The following is a 21,248-nucleotide window of genomic DNA, read 5'->3' as shown; positions in this document are numbered from 1 at the left end:
GAATTCGAACGACAATTTTAAAATGGAGCCTGACTAAGACGCGTCGTTGAGTCGACGCGTATCCGGACTTTCAGTCCGTAATTCTAACCCACCCGCTTTTAGCGGGTGGTTGTTAAGTTGCTTTATTTGCTTTATACCGCCGAATGGGCGAATCAGCGGGATTACGGTCACGGACAGACGAAATACCAAGCCGATCGTTTCAATTTCATGGGCGGCGTCAAAGCGTTCAATGTTAGCGTAATGGGAGCCTGGGAACAGTTGAATGGCTTTGGTAAAAGCAAAACCTTCGATACGCCACTCGGCACGAACCATGTCTTTCAAGGCTGGGCAGACCTGTTTCTCGTCACGCCGGATAGCGGTATTCGCGATCTTTTTGGCACCGAATGGTCGAATTTCCACGTTATCAAACGACGGTCACCGGTGTTTATCACGACTTTAGCGACGATACCGGAAAAATGGCATACGGCAAGGAGTGGGATTTCATGGTGCTGAAGAAATTCGGCAAGCACTATTCCATACTTGCAAAATATGCCAACTATAACGCCGATAATGGTGTTGTTAGCGGGGTCAGCGGTACGACTACAGATACCCAGAAAATCTGGTTTCAGGGCAATGTCAGCTTCTAAAGGCTATTGAATTAGCTTCATATGTAAGCTGTGAGCCAGCTATTACTAAAGGAGCTCATTACAAAATAACCACGGGTTAGCAAGTAGCCTCGGTGATGTTTACGAAATTGATGAGATTTCAGCTTCGATATTACTCGATCTCGCAGAGCTTCGTAGAGGGTGCTTGCTTATCCCATCGACACCCGCATGCGATATAATTCCCGGAAAAATTGTGACTTAACGCTATACAATTTTCATAAAGAAATGTTTCCAATGAATCTTGTTCTAAAGCACCACTTTTCTACAAGCCAGCACTATGCAACTTACCAGCTACACGGATTACGCACTTAGGGTATTGATTTATTTGGCAGGAATATCCGGAAGGCAAGCCACGATTACGGAAATCGCCGATTTTTTCAATATTTCCCGCAATCATTTGGTGAAGGTCGTGCAGAAACTGGGGGAGAGGGGCTTTATTAAAACAACGCGCGGCAAGGGGGGCGGTTTAATATTACAAAGGCCTGCGGAGACGATAATCGTGGGTGATGTAGTGCGCGCCATGGAAACCCATTTTAACTGGGTAGAATGTTTCAACCCGGAGCAGCAGCTCTGCCGATATCTGCCCGATTGCCGCTTGAAACAGTTATTGGCGCGCGCGGGAAATGCCTATTTACAGGTGCTGGACGCCTCGACGCTAGCGGATTTGGCAGCAAGTAAAGCGACTTTTCCGCCGAAACGGGAAGATTCGTCCGAAAATGTAAAACAGAGGATTTTGTCTGTAAAATTGGATTTTGAATAATCGAAGTCCATAAGCTGGCCAGCGCCGAATGTAGAGGTCGAGTTTTTCCAGACGCGGCGATTGATTGCTCGGGGAACCGCAGGTCGAATCGTGACCGCGAGATAATAAAGGCAACCTGATAACCTGTATAACCGTTTGAGTGGGCACGCCTTTGGCAAAAAAATCAAAACGGGGGCTTGTTCAGGGATTCCTAAAAAGCCTGAGCGGTGCGGAATGTTTATCTCATAGGCGCCCAAGAAGAACGATGGTCTTTGACACCTCACCGTCATCTAATCATGCTAATCTGGCCGGGCGCAATGCGATGTTGACGGAGATTGATTTGAAAAAGCTGCTGGAAGATTTATTGTGTTTACGCCGTGAAGTCACAAAAGAGGCGGAACGCATTTTGGAAGAATATCGAGAATTCTTCGAAGAAGGCCGCGCGAGTTATAGCGCGATCAACCTGGCCCATTATGTCGCGTTACGGCGGCGCGACCTCTGCTCCTTGCAAATGCGCCTCGCCGAGGCGGGGCTGTCGTCGCTGGGCCGGAGCGAGTCGCATGTTCTAGCGAATCTGGGCGTAGTGATCCGGCTTCTGGCCAAAGTCGTCGGTGAAAATGTTGATGCCGCGATTGCCGACGACAATAACGTGGCTTTCTCAAAAGGGAGGGATTTGCTCGCGCAAAACACCGCCGGTTTATTCGGTGCGCCGCCGGCCGATCGCAGCGTCAGGATCATGGTCACGCTGCCGACCGAAGCGGCGTTTGACTTTTCCTTGGTCAAGGGCCTGCTGCTCAGAGGGATGAATTGCGCAAGGATCAACTGCGCGCATGACAATGAGACGATCTGGGCCAAGTTATTTGAAAACATCCGGCGCGCTGAACGCGAAACCGGCCGCAAGTGCAAAATCCTGATGGATCTGGCCGGCCACAAAATCCGCACGGGGCCAATACAGCCCGCGCCGCCGGTGATCCATTTGAAAGTCAAACGCGATATTTACGGGCAATTGGTCGCGCCGTTCCATATTTTGCTCGGCAAGACAGGTTCTATCCATGCGGCTCAATCGCCTTACGGGGACGTGCAGCGATCGGATTACCGGATCATCCATATTCCCGATGATTTTCACCAACGATTGACCCTCGGCGATCGCATGTATTTCGGCGATTGCCGGCACAAGACGCGCTTTTTCGAAGTTGTCGAAAAAGCTTCGTCCGATTACTGGCTGTGCCACGGTTTCAGTTCGACCTATCTGCATGCCGAAACGCAATTCAGTTGGCGGCGCGCAAATGCGGACGGCAAGTTCGATGTGCTTGGCGAGTTTCCGCTGGCGCCGTTTTCGGGTAAATTTTCGAGCATTCATGTCGAAAACGGCGACCATTTGCTTTTGATCCGCGGCGATGAATTGGGCAGCCCCGCAGTGTATGGTGTGAACGGCCAAATCATGACGCCCGCGCGTATCGGCTGTAGCTGCGATGCGGTGTTTTCGTCATTGCGGACGGATCAGCCGGTTTGGATCGACGACGGCAAACTCGGCGCGGTCGTCGAATCGATCACCGACGACGGCGCAATGTTGAAAGTTACCGAAGCGGGGCAGGGCGGCGTGGTGATACGTAGCGACAAGGGGCTCAACTTTCCGGAAACCGAGATCGATTTACCGGCACTCAGCGACAAGGATGAACAGGATTTGGGCTTTGTTTGCCGCCATGCCGACATGGTAGGTTTTTCGTTCGTGCGTTCGCCGGAGGACATGGCTTGCCTGATGAGCGAACTCAAGCGCCGCGGCCGGCCGGATTTGCCGATCATCGCGAAAATTGAAACCAAAGCCGCGGTCGATAATCTGCCGTGGATCATTTTGTCCACGATGACGCGCCACCCTCTCGGCATCATGATCGCGCGCGGCGATCTGGCGGTTGAACTCGGCAGCGTCAAAATGTCCGAGATTCAGGAAGAAATTCTATGGCTGTGCGAATCCTCGCATGTGCCGGTAATCTGGGCGACCCAGGTACTGGAAACGCTAGCCAAGAAAGGCCGCTCATCACGCCCGGAAATCACAGATGCGGCAATGAGCGTGCGCGCCGAGTGCGTAATGCTGAACAAGGGGCCGTACATCCTCGATGCGGTCCGTGTGCTTGGCGACATTCTGACCCGAATGGACGCGCACCAGTATAAAAAAACGCCACAATTGAAAGCGCTGGAGTGGTAGCCGGAAAGCGTCGGCAAACATCCGTAAGTTGATGACGGTTTGAACGCTTTATGGAGGATGGGCTTCCGCCGCGATTCAGGAGCGCAAAAAATGTACCGAGTTGCGGCGGGCGCTGCCCGCTTAACGAGAAACGAAAAATCAGCCTAGCGAGCCTGGTTTTGACGGTAACCTTACCAGCACGCAGGCGGTTTGTTTTCGATTCTGATCGATTTATCCTGGATCACGATATAACCGCCCTTGGTCAATTCCTTCATGACCTTGTTGATCATTTCCCGGGACGAGCCGACCATGTTCGCCAGTTCCTGCTGGGTGGGCCGGTTGCGGATCACCGAAACGCCGTCTTCCGGATTCGCCATGTCTTGCAAAACTTTGATCGTGCGCTCATAAACGTTCGACAACGCCATTTGCTTGACCCGTTCGGTCAACAGTATGATTTTTTCCGACAACGCGCGCAACAATTCGGCGACCGCCTCGGGATGGTCGGCAAGCCATACTTTAAAGTCGTCCCGCGATATCATGCCGCATACGGTTTTTTCGAGCGTTTCGACCGACGCCGATCGCCGTTCGCCGCAAAGCAGTGCCAATTCACCGAAATAGGAGCCTGATTTCTGAACCGTCAGCGTTACTTCCTTGCTTTTTTCATCGCTGGTATACACCCGCACCTTGCCGGTAACGATCACATACAAAGAACTCCCTTCATCGCCTTCCGAAATGATCACCGCTTGTTTGGGAAACTTCACCATTTTCGCTTTTGCCGCCAAAGCCGCAACGGCCTCGTCAGGCACTTTGGCTAGAAAGGAGACGCTTTTTAGGTTTGAGAAAACTTCTTGCTGCATGGTTGAGCCAGTATAGCCTTAAATTTCAAGAAGATCATTAGCCGCTTGATTTTGAACTTGGATGTTTTATTGCATTGATTCGGTAAGCGTCGCGGTAATAGCAATAATTCTCTCGTTGTTAAAAATTATTAAGGTCTCGAAAAATTTCATTTTATTGTGGCTTCTCGTGATTTTACTCTACAGGCTCCGCCAAAATTTGCCGGCGTGTTGCCTGATTGACCGCAACGCGCTTTAAGGACAGTTAGAAGGAGGATTATTCGGACAGGCCGAATTGGACACAATCCCAAGATCCTTGAAACTTGGGCTTATCTGATACTTGTGACATCTTGCCGAATTATCGATGATCTCCGTGAGGCATTGGTAGGTCGCCGCGTAGATGAATGAATTGAACAGAAATGCGGAAATGCCGCCTAGCGCAGCGGCAATGGCGAGCAAGCGCAGGGAATTTTTTAGATCGATAGGCGGATTGCCGCCGGTTGACGTGTTTGAGCGAGAGGGGAATTGCGTACTCATGATAATTGCATCCTCATGTTTTTTAAATGGGATTGAATTTTCAAAGCGCCAGATTGATCCGGGAAAAAAGTACTCTGCCCGGCGCAAGGATCGGCTCATTGTTGCCGGTATTCTGGTAATGAATTTGATCGTTAAACACGTTGTTGATTCCGAGACTGACCATCCCGAATCTTTTGGGAAGGCGATAGCTTAAATTCAAATCGACGATAAAAAAACTGGAACGATCAGGCATCTTGCTGTTTGTAGTTAAATCTTGAAATACGCCCGATTGATGGATGAAAGAGTTTTTTATTTTGAAGGAAAATCCAGACGGATGGAACACACTGAATGAGACGGGAACCCTGTGCGTCTCGACCTCATCGAATAGGCCTCCGGAGAATATATTTATGCTGGAGACCGGTCTTACGGGATTGATAATTTTTTCATAAAAATATTCGGTCCCGACGGCAACCCAATCATGAGGCGTAAAATACAAATAAGCCCTGCTGGTTTGTTCGGATCGGTCGACCGAGTACGAAAAGCCGGGAATATAAAGTTTTCTCTCGGAATATTCCACCCCGGAAGATAGTTTTTCTGAAAATTTATGATCGGCTCCCGCGCCAAAGCGCCACGCGACCGTTCCGTCCAGATCATCGAAAAATTGGTTGAATCCGGCAACTTGGGTAGGCTCTATGGTTTGGTTTGCGGTTCGAGTTACGCTTAGGCTTCTGAAAGCGGCGGCGCGAAACGTCGTCGAATGCGTGGGGCTCCATACCAGGCCTAACTTCGGATTGAGCGGGGTGAGACGCAGATCGCTGTTTTGGTAATAATCGACGCTCAGGCCCAGCGTGGCCGATAAATTTTCAAGGAAATTAATCGTCGAGTAGTTATAAAAATTGGTTCTGGCTATGTTTGCGTAGTTTGGCGTCGAATCCAAGGGGAATTTTTGGGAAAAAGGAACGAATGTACCGTTGCCGGTCGTAATATCCTTGGCTTCTTGGTCGATGTGGCCGAAGCCGCTCAGGATACTGTAATTGGAGCGAGTGTAACGATGCTGCAATTCCGAGATGAAACCGCTGCGATTTAGGTTAATGTCCTTGTCAAAAATAAAGAGAGGCGGGACAGGGTCAACTCTATGCTGATTGATGTTGATATCTTGGTAAATCAGCGAACCTATCAATGATGAGGCAGGGGTGAATTCATAGTGGCCGCCGATTCGATAACTATCGACATTCTGATTTTCCCTAAAGTTTTTAAAAAAGTTGTCTAAGTTGAAATTCAGCGTCAAATCACCGTTATTGCTTTCTTCATGCCGGTATTCCGCCTGCAAATTCAATTTGTCCGTGACTTGGCTTTGCAGAAAAGCATTGTACAAATCCTTTCTAAGAAAATTATTTTCTCTAAAACCGTCCGTTTCATAATGAAACTGCCCCAGGCTGAAGGATGTATTATCATGCAGTCCGGAAAGCGTCGCATTGTCACCCAGGGTATTATTGCTGGCGAACACGGCTGATGTTTGCAAGGTCACGCGGTTATATTCGAACAACGGGTTGAATTCGTTATAACTGAGATCGGACGGGCCTAAACCGTTTAAAATAAATAAATTGCTTTCCGCCAGATTCGGCTGAATCGGCGTGATATTGACCGGCTGCAATAATTGCGATTGCAGAAGTTCGCTGACCCTGGCTATTTCATGGCGGGGCAGGGCGGCATAATTATCCGCCAACAGGCGATGCGCGGAGTAATTGCCTGAATCCTGATTGACCGATTTCCATCCTTCGAGCAGCCCCGATTGCTGGAAGCCCAGGTCGTTATATATTCGCCCTTGAGCGGCGCTTCTGGCCGCTAAATCTTTGTCCAATAAAAAACTGGACCGGTAAACCCCCCGGTTGTCGTTCAATGCGATCGCTTCTTGCATGTCATGCAGGGCGGCAACCGGACGGTTGGTCGTTTGTTTCAGAATCGCGTCGTAAAACCAGGGCGTCGGGTCTTTCGGGTCCATCTCTTTGGCGAGATTCAACTCCGTGCCGGCATAGCCCTTGTTGCGCAATTCATAATAGGCTTTGCCGAGATAACTGCGGATCACCGCATTGTTCGGATCGAGATTGGCCGCGATTTCCAGTTCGTGCGCGCCTTCTTGGAGCGCGCCCTGGCGTATTTTTGCGAGCCCCAGGCCAAGCCGGGCGATAGGGTCGGAGGAATCCAGCGCGAGCGCCTGTTCGAACGCCCGTTTTGCGGCATATGCGTTAGCTTGCGCCAGGTCGGTAAAGCCGAGAATGGTCCGGGTTCTGGCCAGATTCGGATTCAATTGTTCTGCTTTTTGCGCGGCCAGCAATGCGTCGTCACGGTTGCCGGTCGAAAGCTGCAACTCCGCGAGCCGGGCCCACGCCAACGAATCCTCCGGCGCCAGTCGTACAGCCTGTCTGGCAGCGGTCAATGCATCTTCGATTTTGAACAGGGCTTGGTAGGCGTAGGAGAGAGCGATTTTGGGAACGGATGATTCAGGATTCAGCGCTTCGGCTTTGCGCGCCAATGCGAGCGCGGCATTTTGTTGATTTTTGGCGACCGCGATGACGGCCTGTAATGCATACAGAATGCTGGGGTCATGGTGAAGGCGCAGGGCTTGATCGATAACGGCCGATGCCTCGTCGACGCGCCCTACCGTGAGCAGCAGCGAGGCTTTTAATGCCGGAATATCCGCATTTTGAGCGGCAGCCGAGATACTGTCGAGTTTAGCCAGGGCCTGCTCCACATTGCCCTGCCGATAGGCGTCCAGCGCCGCTTTCGATAACGGATCAGCAGTTGCGAAATGCCGATAATCGATGATCGGCGGATAGTACAATGCCCATTGCACTGCATCGGTCGGCGTCACGGTCAGCGCTTGCAGGCGGGGAGGCTGATTTGGAGAGGCGGTGCCCATCTGGCCTTTTTTGATATGAATGCGGCCGGCTGCATTGGTTGCTGCGACCTGACCGTCAAATACGGCAATCCGGGCTTGCCGGCTGTCAACCGTAACCAGGAATTCGGTGCCTTCATGCACCGCGTTGATAAACGGTGTTTGAACGTTCAGTTTTTGCGGCTGCCGGCTTCTGAAATAGGTAACGCCCTCAAGGAGTTTCAGCAGCCAGGGCGAGGATTCCATGTTCGGCTCCGAAAAAATCAACGTGGAACCTTGATCTAGCGTAATCAATGATTCGTTGCTCAAGACCAGCGTGGCGCGGCTCCGCTTTTCGGTACGAAGGGTGTCGCCCGGGCAAAAAATGTCGTCCTGGCCAACTGCTTGCCATGCGGGATTGCCGGGGTATTGCCTCTTCGCTTTGCCCTGGAGGGAAACGACTTTGGCGGCCGGTTGCTTACAGAGCGGCGCAGCCTCTACAACTAGGTGCATCAATAACAAGATCAGCAATGGGTAACGCTGGGTTTTTCGACGCATATCGATCATAGTGATGGTGTAAAACGGATTCGAATGTGTTTTTATAGGGCGCCCTAACGAAAAGGCTATTTCAAACTAGAGTTTATTGTAGGTGCGGCGCCAAGAAATGCAACCGATTGGTAATATTATCCAGCTCGATCCGCGCGGGTTGGTCGGCACGCCCTGTTGCGGGGGGGGCCGGCGGGCGTTGGTTCAGATACTGGATATAGAAAAGTGTCGGTCCATCGTCCGGATGACGTTGCTCGATGTCGAGAAATGCGTTCAACGCCTCTGTCCACTGGTAGTTTTGAAACAGTCTCAGCGCATGGGCAAATGCGGCGGCCAGCGGCAGCCAGTAAGGATCGACTTGGCCTGTCGGGGCAATCAGTTCGAAGAGTATGACCGGATAGGTTTTTCCTTTCAGTACGAAGGCGCCGACCTCGCGGGTAAAAAAGCCGGATACACCCTCGATTACGCTCGACGACACGAGAATCTGGGTTCCCAGCAGTTTGTTCAAGCCTTCGATGCGCACCGCGGTATTTACGATATCGCCGACCGCGCGGTATTCGAAATGCTCCATCGCGCCGACATTGCCCAAATGCATTTCGCCGAAATGCAAACCCAGTCGGGTCGGTAACTGGTAAGATTGCGACCGGTTAAAACGGTCGATGGCTGCCTTTATTTCCAGGGCGGCACGACAGGCATTGATTTTGTGTCGGCTTTCTTCCAATGGCGCCGCCCATAACGCCAGCATCGCATCGCCGATCACGTCCGAAATGATGCCGTGATGATATTTGACGAGCGGGAACATCTCCCCGTAATATTGGTTCAGGACCGATTTCAGAGTTAAAGGATCCATCGTTTCCGACAGCGTCGTGTACTGGCCCGCATCGGTCGTCATACAGACGCCGCGCACCAGTCCGCCGTAATGCGTGATCGCTTCCAGTTCGGACTGCTTGGCGATGTCGCTAACCACATTATCCGGCAGATAATAGCTGAGCGTCTTGTGCAGGTTTTGCTGGTTCTGTTTGTTTTTTTGCAGATAGGAGAAAATCAACGCGATCGCGGCTGCGGGCGTCTGCAGCAGCAGGGGGATAAACAACGGCAACCATATCTGCGCGGCGGCAAATTGGAAGTAGGCAAAACCGGCATAAGCCGCCGTCAATCCGATCATCAGAGATGCTGCCAGCCGGTGCGAGCATAAACGGCATACGCCAAACAGCAGAAAGCTCCAGAGCATGATCAACAGGCATTGGCTTTGCAGCGGCAAAGGCCGTATCGCATTGTTATCGATCAGGTTGGCGACCGCCGTGGCGGCAATTTCGGTGGTGCTGACCGTTGCGCTGACGCCGCCGGAAAACTCGGTATAAAATCCTTGTAATTTTTCCGGCTCAAGATTTTCGGAGTAACCTACCAGTACGACTTTACGGCGGAAAAGTTCGGGGTTTAAGTGTTTGTTTTCCAGTAACTGATGGAAGGGTATCGTGGTAATCGCGCCGGTTTTGCCGTAATGATTGAAATACCGGTTGTCGGAGCCCTTTGCCAAGGTAAACCAAGATTGCAATAAGCGAGTGGATTCAGGCGGATAATCGGCCTCCGCCAAAAGCTCTTGCAATTGAGTCAAGGATTTTGTCGCGAAGGCCTGCCGGATCAGTTCGGAAATTTCCAGTACGTTGGATTTTTCGGCGAGTTGGGCAAACGTTGGCGGCAACCGCGATGGCAGAGCGGGTTCGATAAGCTGCAGCAGGCGCAGAATTTCGGGGTAAGCCCGGTTCAAGGCATAACATTGAAAAACCGAGACGGGAAAGGTCGGAATGCTGCCGGCGCTTTTTTTGTATGTCCAAAACTGCTTGACGGTCGAGGCCGTCTTGGGAAGCGGAAAGGGCGCTGCGCCGAGCGCGGCATTGGCGAACGCCGGAATCGGATTGATGATCTTTTCGTAAGTAAATTCCCAGGCGGGATCGGTGGAAGGAAACGTGTACTGTTTCAAATAATTGCTGAGAATGACGTTTTTACCGGAGGCGATGGCCTTGGCCAGTCTGATATCGTTGCCGGCATCACGGACTTCGCCAAAATAGATATTGAGGGCGATCACGGCGGGTTCGTAGCGGTTCAATGCCTCGATTAACCGGGCGTAGGTCGATCGCGGCCATTTTTCCGGATTCTCCGGCAAGCGCAATTGCTCCTCCGACGATTTATCAACATTGACGATGATCACGTCGCGCGGCGAGGAAATTGCTCCCCTGACTTTGAAAAGCGCGGCTAATCCCCATTCTTCTTCGAAGCGCAGGCCCAATTTAGTGAGGTTCAATGCAGCTCCCAGGGTGCCTATCAGCAAGGCTGAGAGTACGGCATTCGACGTTTTTTTATAAACATTCATTAATTTCAGGTAACACGCCAAATGGCTTTTGGCATCGGTTTATCTGAACGTTCAGAATCAAGGGGTCAAAAAGCCGTGAACTTACCAGCTATTATAGCCTTGACCAGGGGGGATGTGGGAATGTCAAAAACAAGCAGCGAGGAGCGCCCGTAAACGTTGAGCGTGAACTGCCCGGTAAGTCCGACAGTCCGCAAGTTCGGAGGGGGTGACTAGTACTCAGTCATTGTTGTCCAGCGCGGGTTTTCGGCGTCGGCTTGCGCGTCTGTTGGGCTTTTACCGCTTTGGATGCCTAACTGGATGAGTTCTCCCGACGTTGGTCAAGCATATCCGGGAAACGCTTGAGAAACAACATGCCGAAGATGTACACCTTGAGCTCTGATGCATCCATTTTTGCCGCGCAGTATGCCGGCGGTTTTGAAAAGGTGGCGTTCCAGTTGCGGGAGGATTAAGGGGCATGTAGTAAAGTCCTGTGCGAAATTCGGTCAGCTCCGGTGGGGAAGAGCTGATATCCATTCAAGCCTACAAATCGTTGAAACCAGTAACCGCTATCCCACCTTAACGGCATTACGTCTGCCATTATCGCAGCTAAGGCACAACTCTTGGAATCGGTCATAGGAACGTGGATAATTGGAGGTGGCTCCATACCTTTGAATAGCAATCATCGATTTTAAAGTGAAATCCCTGCTGCTGATTTGGCTGCCATTTTGATCGGTGAGTGGTGCCCGTTTATTATGCCCTTTATCTGATTACATCGAGCAGCATGACATAAAAAGCCGCGATTTACGCGGCCCTTGTTTGATTGGTGGAGCCCTCCCTGGGCATCCTGAAACATCATTCGATATTCTGAATCTGCTCCCGAACCTGCTCGATCAGCACCTTCAGCTCAATTGAGATTTTGGTGATTTCCTTGTCTGACGATTTCGCGCCCAGCGTATTTGCTTCGCGGTTCATTTCCTGCATCAGAAAATCAAGCCGCCGGCCGACCGGTTCGTCCTGCGCTATCACACGCAACACTTCCGTGATATGCGTTTCCAACCGATCCAGTTCTTCGGCGATGTCGAGTTTTTGCGTCAGAAACACCAGTTCCTGTTCGAGTCGGTCGAAATCGGGCTGGGCAACCAAGTCCATAATCCGATCCTTCAGTTTGTAGCGGATCGCCTGCAAAACTTCGGGCATACGCTTCTTAGCGGCATCGGTGTACGTTTGCATTTTTTTGCAACGGTCCTCAATCAGCACTTGCAGTTGTCGCCCTTCCCGCTCGCGCACTTCCAAAAGTTTCAGCAAGGTCTGGTTGACTAGCCCGGCAATGCCCCGATTCAGATCATCCTTGTCCAGTTCGGGCTCCTGCTGGATGCCCGGAAAGGTCAGCACATCGAGCGCGGAGAAGGGCTGCGGGGCGGTCATTTGTTCCTCGATTTGCTTCGCCGCGGTCAGTAGTGCGGAGACGGCGTCCCGGTTAACGAAAAAACTTTGCGTATCCTTGATCTGCTTTTTGTTGGTGAGCGTGCATTCGATCTTGCCGCGACTGATTTTTGCGGCAATCGCGGAGCGTATTTCGGACTCGGCAAAACGTAGCCGTTCCGGCAATTTGATCAGGATGTCGGTATAACGGTGATTGACCGAACGTAATTCACAATTTATCGTCAGCGCGCCGATTTCCGTTTCGGTGCTGGCAAACGCTGTCATACTTTTAGTCATTATTCACCTATAATTAAGCTCGGCTTTGAATCGAATGTGCAAAGATGGCGGAATATTACGAACCCGAAACGTACCCAATAGAATGGAACTATCTCCAAACCGGGACCATTATAGACCAGTATGTGATCGAACGGGAATTGGCGCACGGCGGATTTAGCTCGGTTTATTTGGCTAGGCAGACTTCCGATCAGGTGCAGGTTGCGATCAAGGAATATTTGCCGCGTAAATTGGCGCACCGGACCTGGAATAATGTGGTCGTGGTCAACGACGAAGAGTTTCAGCCCCTGTTCAAGCGCGGCCGACGGCTGTTTTTTGAAGAAGCACGCGTGTTGGCGACATTGAAGCATCCGAATATCGTCGAAGTGATCAATTTTTTTGAAGCCAACTCGACCGTTTATATGGTGATGGTTTACAACTACGGCGTCACGCTTGAAAAAGTATTGTCCAAGAAAGCCTTGAATATCAACGAAGACATCATTAAAGCGATTTTCAATACCTTGCTGGACGGTGTCGGCCATATCCACCGACACGGCTATCTGCATTTGGACATCAAGCCGGCCAACATTCTGGTACGCCCAGGCAATGATTCGGTACTGCTCGATTTTGGCGCTTTTCAGGCATTTCCGGTCAAGTCCCAGCAGCAGACCAAGGTGTTGACGAGGGGCTTTTCGCCGATCGAGCAATATAATCTGTGTACGCCGCTTGGGCCGTGGACCGATATTTATGCGATTGGCGCCAGCATGCGCACCTGTTTGGATTTGAAATCGCCGCAACCTGCGCCAGAGCGCGCCGAAAAGGACGCGCTGGAGCCCGCGGCAAAACTGTTCAAGCGCAAATATTCCGGGCCGCTACTGCAAGCGATAGACTGGGCGATGGGCCTTTATCCGAAGGATAGGCCGCAATCCGCAGCCGAACTCAGAGCGGCGTTGAACGCTGAAGAGTAGCCGTTTACAGTCCCTTGCTGCGGTTTTCCATGCGCCGCAATAATTCTCCCATGATCAGCCGATACAGTTCGTCGCCCAGATATTTATCCTCGACGCCGCTGTCAATACTTGGGTTGTCATTCACTTCTATCACATAACCCTTGCCGTTTTTCTCCTTCACATCGACGCCGTAAAAACCGTTTCCGATCGGCTGCGTGGCTTTCAGCGCCGCATCGAGTACCGCTTTGGGCACTTCAAAGGTTGGAAGGGTTTCGAAATTTCCAGTATCGGTGCGGTTGCTGCCATGCCGGTAGATTTGCCAGTGATTCTTGACCATATAATAGCGGCAGGCATAGAGCGCCTTGTTGTTGAAGATGCCGATGCGCCAGTCGAAATCGGTATAGAGAAATTCCTGCGCCAGCAGCAGCGCCGACTTTTGAAACAGTTCGGGTAGTTTCTGCTCGAGTTCCTGCCGGTTGTTCACCTTGACGATGCCGCGCGAAAACGAGCCGTCCGGAATTTTGATTACGACCGGATAGCCGGCTTCGGCTTCCAGCCGGTCCAGATGCACCGCGTTGCCCTTATGCAGCAGCCAGGTTTTCGGCGAGGGCACCCGGTGCGTGCGGAACAGGTCGGCCAGATAAACCTTGTTCGTGCAGCGCAGCATCGAGGTCGGATCGTCGATCACGACCAGCCCTTCGGTTTCGGCTTTTTTTGCAAAGCGGTAGGTATGGTGGTCTATCGCGGTCGTTTCGCGGATGAACAGACCGTCGAACTCGGGCAGGCGCACATAATGCTGCTGAGTGATCAGTTCGACATCGATGCCGAGCTGGCGGCCGGCGTTGATGAACTTCTTCAATGCGCCGCGATTGCTCGGCGGCAGTTCTTCATCGGGATTGACCAGGATCGCCAGATCGTAGCGGGTCGCCTTGCGCACACGCCCCTTGCGCCAGACCTTTTTGCTGAACCGGTCCAGCGCCTCGGCGAACAGTGTCTGCTGGGCATCGTCGAGACTACGGTGCGAAACCGCGCGCAAGGCGTTGATCTCCCAGCGGTCCCGATAATTTAAGGTGACTTCGAGTACAGGGCAAGAAAAGCGCTCGAACAACAGGCGGGCCAGATCCTGGAAATCCGGGTCCGGGGTGGTGCCGAAGTAGCTGAGCAGTTTGATTTCCTCCTGTTTGCTTTTGGATTTGAAAGCCTTGGCCAAAGTTTGGGATAAATCCTCGATTTGCAGCCGGTACAAGGCTTTTCTTCCCAAATCGTTCAGCACCTTGACCGACGGAATTACGTGATGTCCGCGCGCCTCGGCAAGCAGCGAGCAATAATATCCGTCGGATAAATACCGGTAGCTACCGCACAGATTGATTACGCGCACGCGCTCGTCCGATCCGCCTTGATCGGTGGCCAGATAGGTTTCAAAGGTAACCACATGCTCGCTGGGATAATAAGGGCTCCAGTCGGCCAGATCGTCAACAACCAGTACGGTGCGCGCCATAGTAAAATTTATTCCTTAACATGGTAAGTCAGTCTATTGAGACCGCTTGCCGCAATAGGCAAGTCGAAAGATCGGTTTTTTGGAAAAGCGGATTAATTGTACCCGCGATCAGGATGCTACGGTACTTTGGGTAGGATTAACGTTGCATGAATGCGTAAATTATCGCTAAGTAGATGTTGCTTTCGCGAAGCCGGAGCGAATGCGGCGCACGGCAATCAAGATGCCCAAACGGTAGAATTCACCGGCGTTGCGCGGCTCATGAAAGAGAAACCGTTTTGGAAAAGAGGTTGAGGACGACAACTCCTGCAACTATGAGCAGCAACCCTATGATTGCCGGAGCATCCAGAGACTGCCCGAAGAAGACCCACGCAACCAACGCAATTAGAGCGACACCTGAACCGGACCAGATGGCATAGACCACTCCAACCGGGAGTGTCTTGAGCGTGAGCGACAGAAAGTAGAAGGCCGTTGCATACCCAACTATGACGACAAGCGATGGCCACAAACGCGAAAAACCCTCCGATGCCTTTAGGGCCGAGGTCGCGGCTACCTCACTGACGATAGCTACTGAAAGAAAAATCCACTGCTGCATTTGCGCGATCCTTAGTATTGAGGCGTCCAACTACAATTAGGCATCCTAAACGACGCAAAACAGTATGCCATCAAGATATCCGATCCGATATGAAAATAAAAAACTCACTATATTCAGTTGTTTGTGTGAAAAATAGCATATCCCAAACAAAATGCAATATTCTCGTATAATTTTCCGGGCAATTATCTGAGTTGCCCAATCATGTCAGAGAGCAGCTTTGCCGAAGCGCAAGGGGATCGATCATTTGAGGTTTCGATATCCTCTATTCCGTTAATTTTGTATCGAGGGTACTGGCTTCTTTGCTGATTTGAATGACCGAGTAATGTCATGCAGGGACAAAATAAATGGCATATGGATTATTGTCGATCAAAATGACCGCTTAATTGTTGGCGGCGATTCTCGCCGATAGGAAGCAAATGGGCAACGTGTTACGATAAAGGCTTCATAAGCGAAGTAGGCCGGCTGGTTTATGTCTTACCGTTTACCGTTTGTTCCTCTGAATACGGATATTTTTCCTGACTGTTATACCGCTGCCAGACAGCGCTGGTTGGCATTGTTGTCCGGGTTGCCCTTTCATACCAAGCATCGGGCTTTTCCCTGTCCCGGCACAGGTCCCGAGGGCGAGCCGTTGTTTACCGACAGCGTCTGGATCGGGCCCGAGGATGGGAAAAGCGTTGTCGTACTGATCGGCGGTACGCACGGGATCGAAGGTTATGCGGGCAGTGCGATACAAATCGATCATTTGTTGATGCTGGCCGAAGGTCATGTCGCGTTGCCGGAAGGCGTTGCGTTATTGATCGTCCATGCGTTGACGCCGTGGGGCTATGCCTGGCGGCGGCGCTGCGATGCGGACGGGATCGATCTGAACCGCAATTTCGTCGATTTTTCAGCGCCGCTGCCCGCAAATGACGGCTATGCGGAACTCCGCGAAGCGCTGTTTCTGGACGATGCCGAACAAAGGCAGCGGCTGCTGGCCGATTTTGAACGCCGGCATGGACGGATTGCACTCGAAAAGGCGGTCAGCGCCGGGCAATACCACGATCCGAAAGGGCCGTTTTATGGCGGCAACAAAGCCAGTCATGGGCGGCAGGTCACCGAACAACTGATCGCAAACTATGCGCTCGGTCAGCGCGATCTGGCGGTGATCGATCTGCATACCGGCCTCGGCTCCTACGGCTATGGCGAGATCATCTGCGATCACGAACCGGGCAGCGCGGGCACGCAGGCGGCGTTGCGCTTCTATGGCGATTCGGTGACGCTGCCTTTGCTTGGCACTTCCAGTTCGGTGCCGAAAACCGGCTTGCTCGATTATGCCTGGCACAAGATCATGAACGAGCGCAGCTGCTATATCACGCTCGAATTCGGTAGTTTCAGCACCGACCGGCTGTTCGAGGTGTTGCTGCGGGATCATCGGTTATGGACGGAGCCTGCGCCTATCGAACTTCGCCGTCGTCACAGTTTTGCGATGTTGCAGCATTTTTGTCCGGCCGACAGGGCTTGGCGGGAAATGGTGTTGTTCCGGGGGCGGCAGGTCATCGCGCAGGCATTGGCGGGATTATGAACAGCGAAGACATCCTGATCCGTCCGGTCCGTCCGAACGACCTCGAAGGACTGGTCAAGCTCGAAAACGCCAGTTTCGATACCGACCGCTTGAGCCGCCGCAGCTTTAAACACTGGATTGCGACCGAGCACCGGGCGCTCTTGGTTGCCGAATTCGACAGCCGTATTGCCGGCTATATCCTGATCATCTATCATCCGGGCACCCGGTTGGCGCGCGTCTATTCGCTGGCGGTCGAACAGCGGCTGAGAGGCTACGGCATCGCCAAAAAACTGATGGCGGCCGGCGAACAGGCCGCGCACGATAGTGGCCGGCTGTATCTCAGGCTGGAAGTCAGTGTCGATAATACGCCCGCGATTCGGCTCTATGAAGCCTTGGGTTTCCAAAAATTCGGCCTGTACCGCGATTATTACGAGGATCATAAGGACGCGCTCCGCTTCCAGAAACTGATTCGCCATTATCAGGACACCCTGCAGCACCGGACCGTGCATTGGCTCAAACAAACGACGCCGTTCACCTGCGGCCCCGCCTCGCTGATGATGGCGATGCACGGGCTGAACGATGCCTATCAGCCTTCGCGCGAGGAGGAAATCAATTTGTGGCGGGAAGCGACGACGATCTTCATGACCTCCGGGCACGGCGGCTGCCATCCGGTCGGTCTCGCGCTCGCGGCGAAGCGGCGCGGCTTTAGGGTCGAAGTCTGGATCAATCAAACCGAGACGCTGTTCATCGACGGTGTCCGCAGCGAGGACAAAAAACAGGTCGTCGAACTGGTCGATCATGCGTTCAAACGCGAAGCCGAGACACAAGATATTGCGGTGCATTACACCAACATCACCCAGGACGATCTGACCGGCATCTTCAATGCCGGCGCAATCCCGCTGATCCTGATCAGCACATTTCAACTGGACCGGAAAAAAGCGCCGCACTGGGTCGTGATGAGCGGTTTCGACGATGCCTGCCTGTACATGCACGATCCCGATGCCGACGAAGACCACAAAAACGAGCTGGATTGCCAATTCGTGCCGGTCGCGCGCGCCGATTTCGACCGAATGTCCTGCTTTGGCAAGAACCGTCTGCGTACAGCGGTGATTCTCTGGCCGGGCTGAAGCCGGCGCTATTGATAAGCAAAATGCAATGAAAACATTATTGATCACCGGCAGCACTTCGGCTACCGGCATAGCCGTGAGCAAAGCACTGGCCGAACGCGATGCGCGAATGGTTTTGCATTATCATGCGAATCAGGAAAAGGCAGACGCGCTTTCCGCCTGGCTGAGCGCCAAAGGCTGCGTCCATAGTTTTTACCGGACCGATTTGACCCGACCCGAAAATGCCAAAACCCTTATCGATTATGCGCTGGAACACTTTGGCCGACTCGATGGCTTAATCAATGTGGTCGGTCCTTTCGCTTACAAAAACATTCTGGATGTCACGCCCGAGGACTGGCTGGCCGACATCGACATGAACCTGAATAGCTGTTTTCATACCTGCCATTACGCGCTGGATGCATTGCGAAACAGCCGAGGCCAAATCGTCAATTTCGCCTTTGCCGGCGTCGAAAACATCAAGCCTTGGCCGATGTCGACGGGCTACTGTGCCGCGAAAACCGGTGTCGCGGCATTGACTAAAAGCTTGGCGGCGGCGCTGGCTCAGGATAAGGTGCGGGTCAATGCGATCTGTCCCGGCCTGATTGACGATGAAAGCATCAACACCGAGGAAAGGCGGGGGATGGCCGAGCAGATTCCGTATGGCCGGCCAGTCATGCCCGATGAAATCGGTAAAACAGCGACATGGCTGATTTATGACAGTCCGGAAATGATGACCGGATCATTGCTGACAGTTGCGGGCGGCTGGGAGTATTGAGAATTTAAGGGATTGAAAGTTTAGCAAATGTCTCGGCTACCTAAGAGCCGGTGATCGTGAGAAAAGACTTGCAGCAGATGGGGCCGAATACTCAGAATAGCAATTCGCAAAATCCGCGAATGAAGGCGATATTGATGCTGTTTCAAAGATAAATTTACGTTATGGACCCGATAGGCAAATCCCCGTTTTGCCAGCGCGTAATTTTTTGGGTGGAAATAGAATCTCATGAGGCCGGCTTTTCATGCCAAGACCGATTCATAGCAAAATACGCTTGTTTCTTGTTTTTTTAGCGGTCTGTAGCGGCGCTGCCGCAGCGGCTTATGCGACTCCACTGGAATCCTGGAAGTCGGCAGGATATTTGCTCAAAAGTTTTGAAGAGATTGCGATGTACAACGAATATTCGGATCGCCAGGTCGGCATCAGAAAGTGGACAACGCCAATCCGTTATTTTTTCGTGCATCGGGTAGGGGACCAGGAACTGCATGAGCGCTTGACCAAAATGCACATCAAGCATCTGTCGAACATCACCGGGTTAAGCATCAGTCCGGCGGCAACACGGAAGGAGGCGAATCTGCTGATCATTTTTTCGACCGAGATGAAGCTGCAGAACGAACTGCTGACCGATTTTGGTATTCGCTCATCGCAACAGCGCAATGACCTGTTTCGCCACAGCGTTTGTCTGGGGAGTTTTTCGGTAGCCGCCGACGCCTCGATCACGCGGGCGGTCGTGATCATTCCGGTAGACCGCGCCGCCGCTCATGCCAAGCTGATCGATTGCATCGTCGAAGAAATCACCCAGATTTTAGGCTTGCCGAACGACTCCGAAAAAGTGTTTCCGTCGATCTTCAACGACAAGTCGGTCAACTCGCTATTGTCCGGGCTGGATTATTTGCTGCTGAAAATGCTCTACGACCCGCGTATCAAAACAGGCATGACTTTTGTCCAGGCGGCGCCGGTTTTGAAAAAGATCGTCGATGAATATGAACGCGACAAACTCATCGAAACTGCCGAAGCGCGAGTCAGAACGGGAGAGCTTTATGATTTGCTGTATTAAGCCAACAGCCGAAAAAACCGGCCGCACGATAGGATAGTCCGAGGCTCGGACCCATAAAACCTGACGATAAGCTATCTTCGATGGTTCATGCTATGGGCTTCCGGCTTGTATTCTCGATCCTCCCACACGCATTCAGCAAGTTATGAGCAGTTAATCCTAATTCCGAGAACGGCAATAAATCGAGGTCGTGTCATCATTGCGGAAAGGCTGGGCATTAGGATACTCCGCTACTGACCTCCATAACGATTATGGACATAATCATCTAACTGCGAGATTGTGTTACTATCCTCCGATACAACTTGTTTTAAGTGCTTCGCAAGAAGTTCGTTTGCAATCGTAATTCGATAAATCAATGGGTTACGCTACCCAGGTAACGCAAACGGATTTTCTGCTGGCCACTTATTACATCGCCGATACTGAGTATCCCAACCAATTTGCCCTGATCCATAACAGGTAAATGGCGAGTATGAGTCGAAGTCATCAGTATCATGCACTGCTCTACAGAATCATCAGGATCAACGCATATTGTATTTATATCCATCATCTCGGAAACAGGCGCCTCCAGGCTAGGCGCGCCTCTATACATAAGATGCTGCAAATAACCCCGTTCGGTAAAAATACCAACAAATTTGTCATGATGTGTAATAGCGATAGCTCTTATATTATGATCCGTCATTATCTTTATTGCAGCTAAGACCGGTGAGTTATCTTCAATTGAGAATAGGCTATTATTTTTCTTGGCGTGTAATATGTCTCTGACTTTACGTCTATTCCTTATTCCGCTGGCTACAGAATCGGATAGGTCTTTGCTGCAATTCATAAGCGCCTTAATGAGTTTGGCAGAACTCTGAGAAAAGGCCCCCTCAGCAGTCAGTAACGACCTTGCTTTCACCTTGTTATTTGCGTTGCTATGGTAAACCACTTCAGCGGCAATGCGGTGGAAGTGTTCATGTGCGGTACACATTGATTCAAAGGAGGGTAAATTGTTATACCGTACGCCATCTCCGTAAATCCACTGGCCGAGTTCACAAACATGGCAATCCGCTACTTTTTTAAGGTCCTGGATGATGCCTTCTTCTATGTGCTGTTTCAGCCTTAAGTTCCAATGAATATGCGTTTCGATAGCATCATTGAAAATGTTCATATTTTTTACTCCCAACTGTTTGAGATAACTGAGAATTATTGGTTATCTTCATTGCTAAGCGCCAAGCCCCCAATGAGCGGTAAATTTATGTCTTTAAGTGCTTAGCAGAAAGTAAATTGGTATTGAGAGCCAAAACCAGCGCCGATTTCATCGATAGCCTCCTCAAGTTCGGTAGGTGTAAACGATTGGAATGGCAGCCACTCGTATTTCAT

The 21,248-nt window shown here is 51.6% G+C and carries 16 protein-coding genes; 8 read left to right on the top strand and 8 right to left on the bottom strand.

Annotated elements, in window-relative coordinates; all coding sequences use genetic code 11:
- Nucleotides 1-33: 33 nt before the first annotated feature.
- Nucleotides 34-321 (bottom strand): hypothetical protein, encoded by a 288-nt coding sequence (locus U2W12_RS05780; RefSeq protein WP_326499717.1) that lies wholly within the window; start codon nt 319-321, stop codon nt 34-36.
- A 62-nt stretch (nt 322-383) separates the two neighbouring features.
- On the opposite strand from U2W12_RS05780, the gene U2W12_RS05775 reads away from it, so the two are divergent.
- The 3 genes from U2W12_RS05775 to U2W12_RS05765 all read left to right on the top strand — a co-directional run bounded on the left by U2W12_RS05775 (nt 384) and on the right by U2W12_RS05765 (nt 3,586).
- Nucleotides 384-626, top strand: a complete 243-nt coding sequence (locus tag U2W12_RS05775) for a hypothetical protein (protein ID WP_326499716.1) — start codon at nt 384-386, stop codon at nt 624-626.
- A 295-nt stretch (nt 627-921) separates the two neighbouring features.
- Nucleotides 922-1,404, top strand: a complete 483-nt coding sequence (locus U2W12_RS05770; RefSeq protein WP_326499715.1) for an Rrf2 family transcriptional regulator — start codon at nt 922-924, stop codon at nt 1,402-1,404.
- 319 nt (nt 1,405-1,723) lie between these two features.
- The gene (locus U2W12_RS05765) at nt 1,724-3,586 is read left to right on the top strand and encodes a pyruvate kinase (protein ID WP_326499714.1); all 1,863 of its coding nucleotides are present in this window, start codon (nt 1,724-1,726) and stop codon (nt 3,584-3,586) included.
- Between the two features lie 170 nt (nt 3,587-3,756).
- Here U2W12_RS05765 and U2W12_RS05760 read toward each other — a convergent pair whose 3' ends face one another.
- The 4 genes from U2W12_RS05760 to U2W12_RS05745 all read right to left on the bottom strand — a co-directional run bounded on the left by U2W12_RS05760 (nt 3,757) and on the right by U2W12_RS05745 (nt 12,404).
- Nucleotides 3,757-4,422: a Crp/Fnr family transcriptional regulator gene (locus U2W12_RS05760; RefSeq protein WP_326499713.1), complete on the bottom strand. Its 666-nt coding sequence runs from the start codon at nt 4,420-4,422 to the stop codon at nt 3,757-3,759.
- Between the two features lie 553 nt (nt 4,423-4,975).
- A complete protein-coding gene (locus tag U2W12_RS05755; RefSeq protein ID WP_326499712.1) occupies nt 4,976-8,356 on the bottom strand; it encodes a FecR domain-containing protein in 3,381 nt (1,126 codons plus the stop codon).
- A 73-nt stretch (nt 8,357-8,429) separates the two neighbouring features.
- Entirely contained in the window at nt 8,430-10,706 is a 2,277-nt protein-coding gene (locus U2W12_RS05750) for an adenylate/guanylate cyclase domain-containing protein (protein ID WP_326499711.1), read from the bottom strand.
- A gap of 831 nt (nt 10,707-11,537) precedes the next feature.
- Nucleotides 11,538-12,404 (bottom strand): YicC/YloC family endoribonuclease, encoded by an 867-nt coding sequence (locus tag U2W12_RS05745; protein ID WP_326499710.1) that lies wholly within the window; start codon nt 12,402-12,404, stop codon nt 11,538-11,540.
- Nucleotides 12,405-12,448: 44 nt separating this feature from the next.
- On the opposite strand from U2W12_RS05745, the gene U2W12_RS05740 reads away from it, so the two are divergent.
- Entirely contained in the window at nt 12,449-13,348 is a 900-nt protein-coding gene (locus U2W12_RS05740; RefSeq protein ID WP_326499709.1) for a serine/threonine-protein kinase, read from the top strand.
- A 4-nt stretch (nt 13,349-13,352) separates the two neighbouring features.
- On the opposite strand, the gene U2W12_RS05735 is transcribed toward U2W12_RS05740, so the two are convergent.
- Both U2W12_RS05735 and U2W12_RS05730 read right to left on the bottom strand, forming a co-directional pair.
- Nucleotides 13,353-14,825 carry a RimK family protein gene (locus U2W12_RS05735; protein ID WP_326499708.1) on the bottom strand — a complete coding sequence of 491 codons (1,473 nt, stop codon included), beginning with the start codon at nt 14,823-14,825 and terminating at the stop codon, nt 13,353-13,355.
- A 256-nt stretch (nt 14,826-15,081) separates the two neighbouring features.
- On the bottom strand, nt 15,082-15,417 hold the full coding sequence (locus tag U2W12_RS05730) for an SMR family transporter (protein ID WP_326499707.1): 336 nt from the start codon (nt 15,415-15,417) through the stop codon (nt 15,082-15,084).
- A 469-nt stretch (nt 15,418-15,886) separates the two neighbouring features.
- Here U2W12_RS05730 and U2W12_RS05725 point away from each other — a divergent pair, with 469 nt between their 5' ends.
- The 4 genes from U2W12_RS05725 (at nt 15,887) to U2W12_RS05710 (ending at nt 19,892) form a co-directional block, all read left to right on the top strand.
- Nucleotides 15,887-16,978, top strand: coding sequence for a DUF2817 domain-containing protein (locus U2W12_RS05725; protein ID WP_326499706.1), 1,092 nt, complete (start codon nt 15,887-15,889; stop codon nt 16,976-16,978).
- Nucleotides 16,975-18,084: a GNAT family N-acetyltransferase/peptidase C39 family protein gene (locus U2W12_RS05720; protein ID WP_326499705.1), complete on the top strand. Its 1,110-nt coding sequence runs from the start codon at nt 16,975-16,977 to the stop codon at nt 18,082-18,084. Before U2W12_RS05725 ends, U2W12_RS05720 begins: the two co-directional genes overlap by 4 nt.
- A gap of 28 nt (nt 18,085-18,112) precedes the next feature.
- Nucleotides 18,113-18,838: an SDR family NAD(P)-dependent oxidoreductase gene (locus U2W12_RS05715; protein ID WP_326499704.1), complete on the top strand. Its 726-nt coding sequence runs from the start codon at nt 18,113-18,115 to the stop codon at nt 18,836-18,838.
- A 241-nt stretch (nt 18,839-19,079) separates the two neighbouring features.
- On the top strand, nt 19,080-19,892 hold the full coding sequence (locus tag U2W12_RS05710) for a DUF2927 domain-containing protein (protein WP_326499703.1): 813 nt from the start codon (nt 19,080-19,082) through the stop codon (nt 19,890-19,892).
- Between the two features lie 349 nt (nt 19,893-20,241).
- On the opposite strand, the gene U2W12_RS05705 is transcribed toward U2W12_RS05710, so the two are convergent.
- Nucleotides 20,242-21,036, bottom strand: coding sequence for a CBS domain-containing protein (locus U2W12_RS05705; protein ID WP_326499702.1), 795 nt, complete (start codon nt 21,034-21,036; stop codon nt 20,242-20,244).
- Nucleotides 21,037-21,248 lie beyond the last annotated feature (212 nt).

The organism is Methylomicrobium sp. Wu6 (assembly GCF_035916875.1).
GTDB lineage: Bacteria > Pseudomonadota > Gammaproteobacteria > Methylococcales > Methylomonadaceae > Methylomicrobium.
The sequence above is the reverse complement of the archived record's forward strand: the minus strand, read 5'-3'. Positions and strand labels throughout refer to the sequence as shown.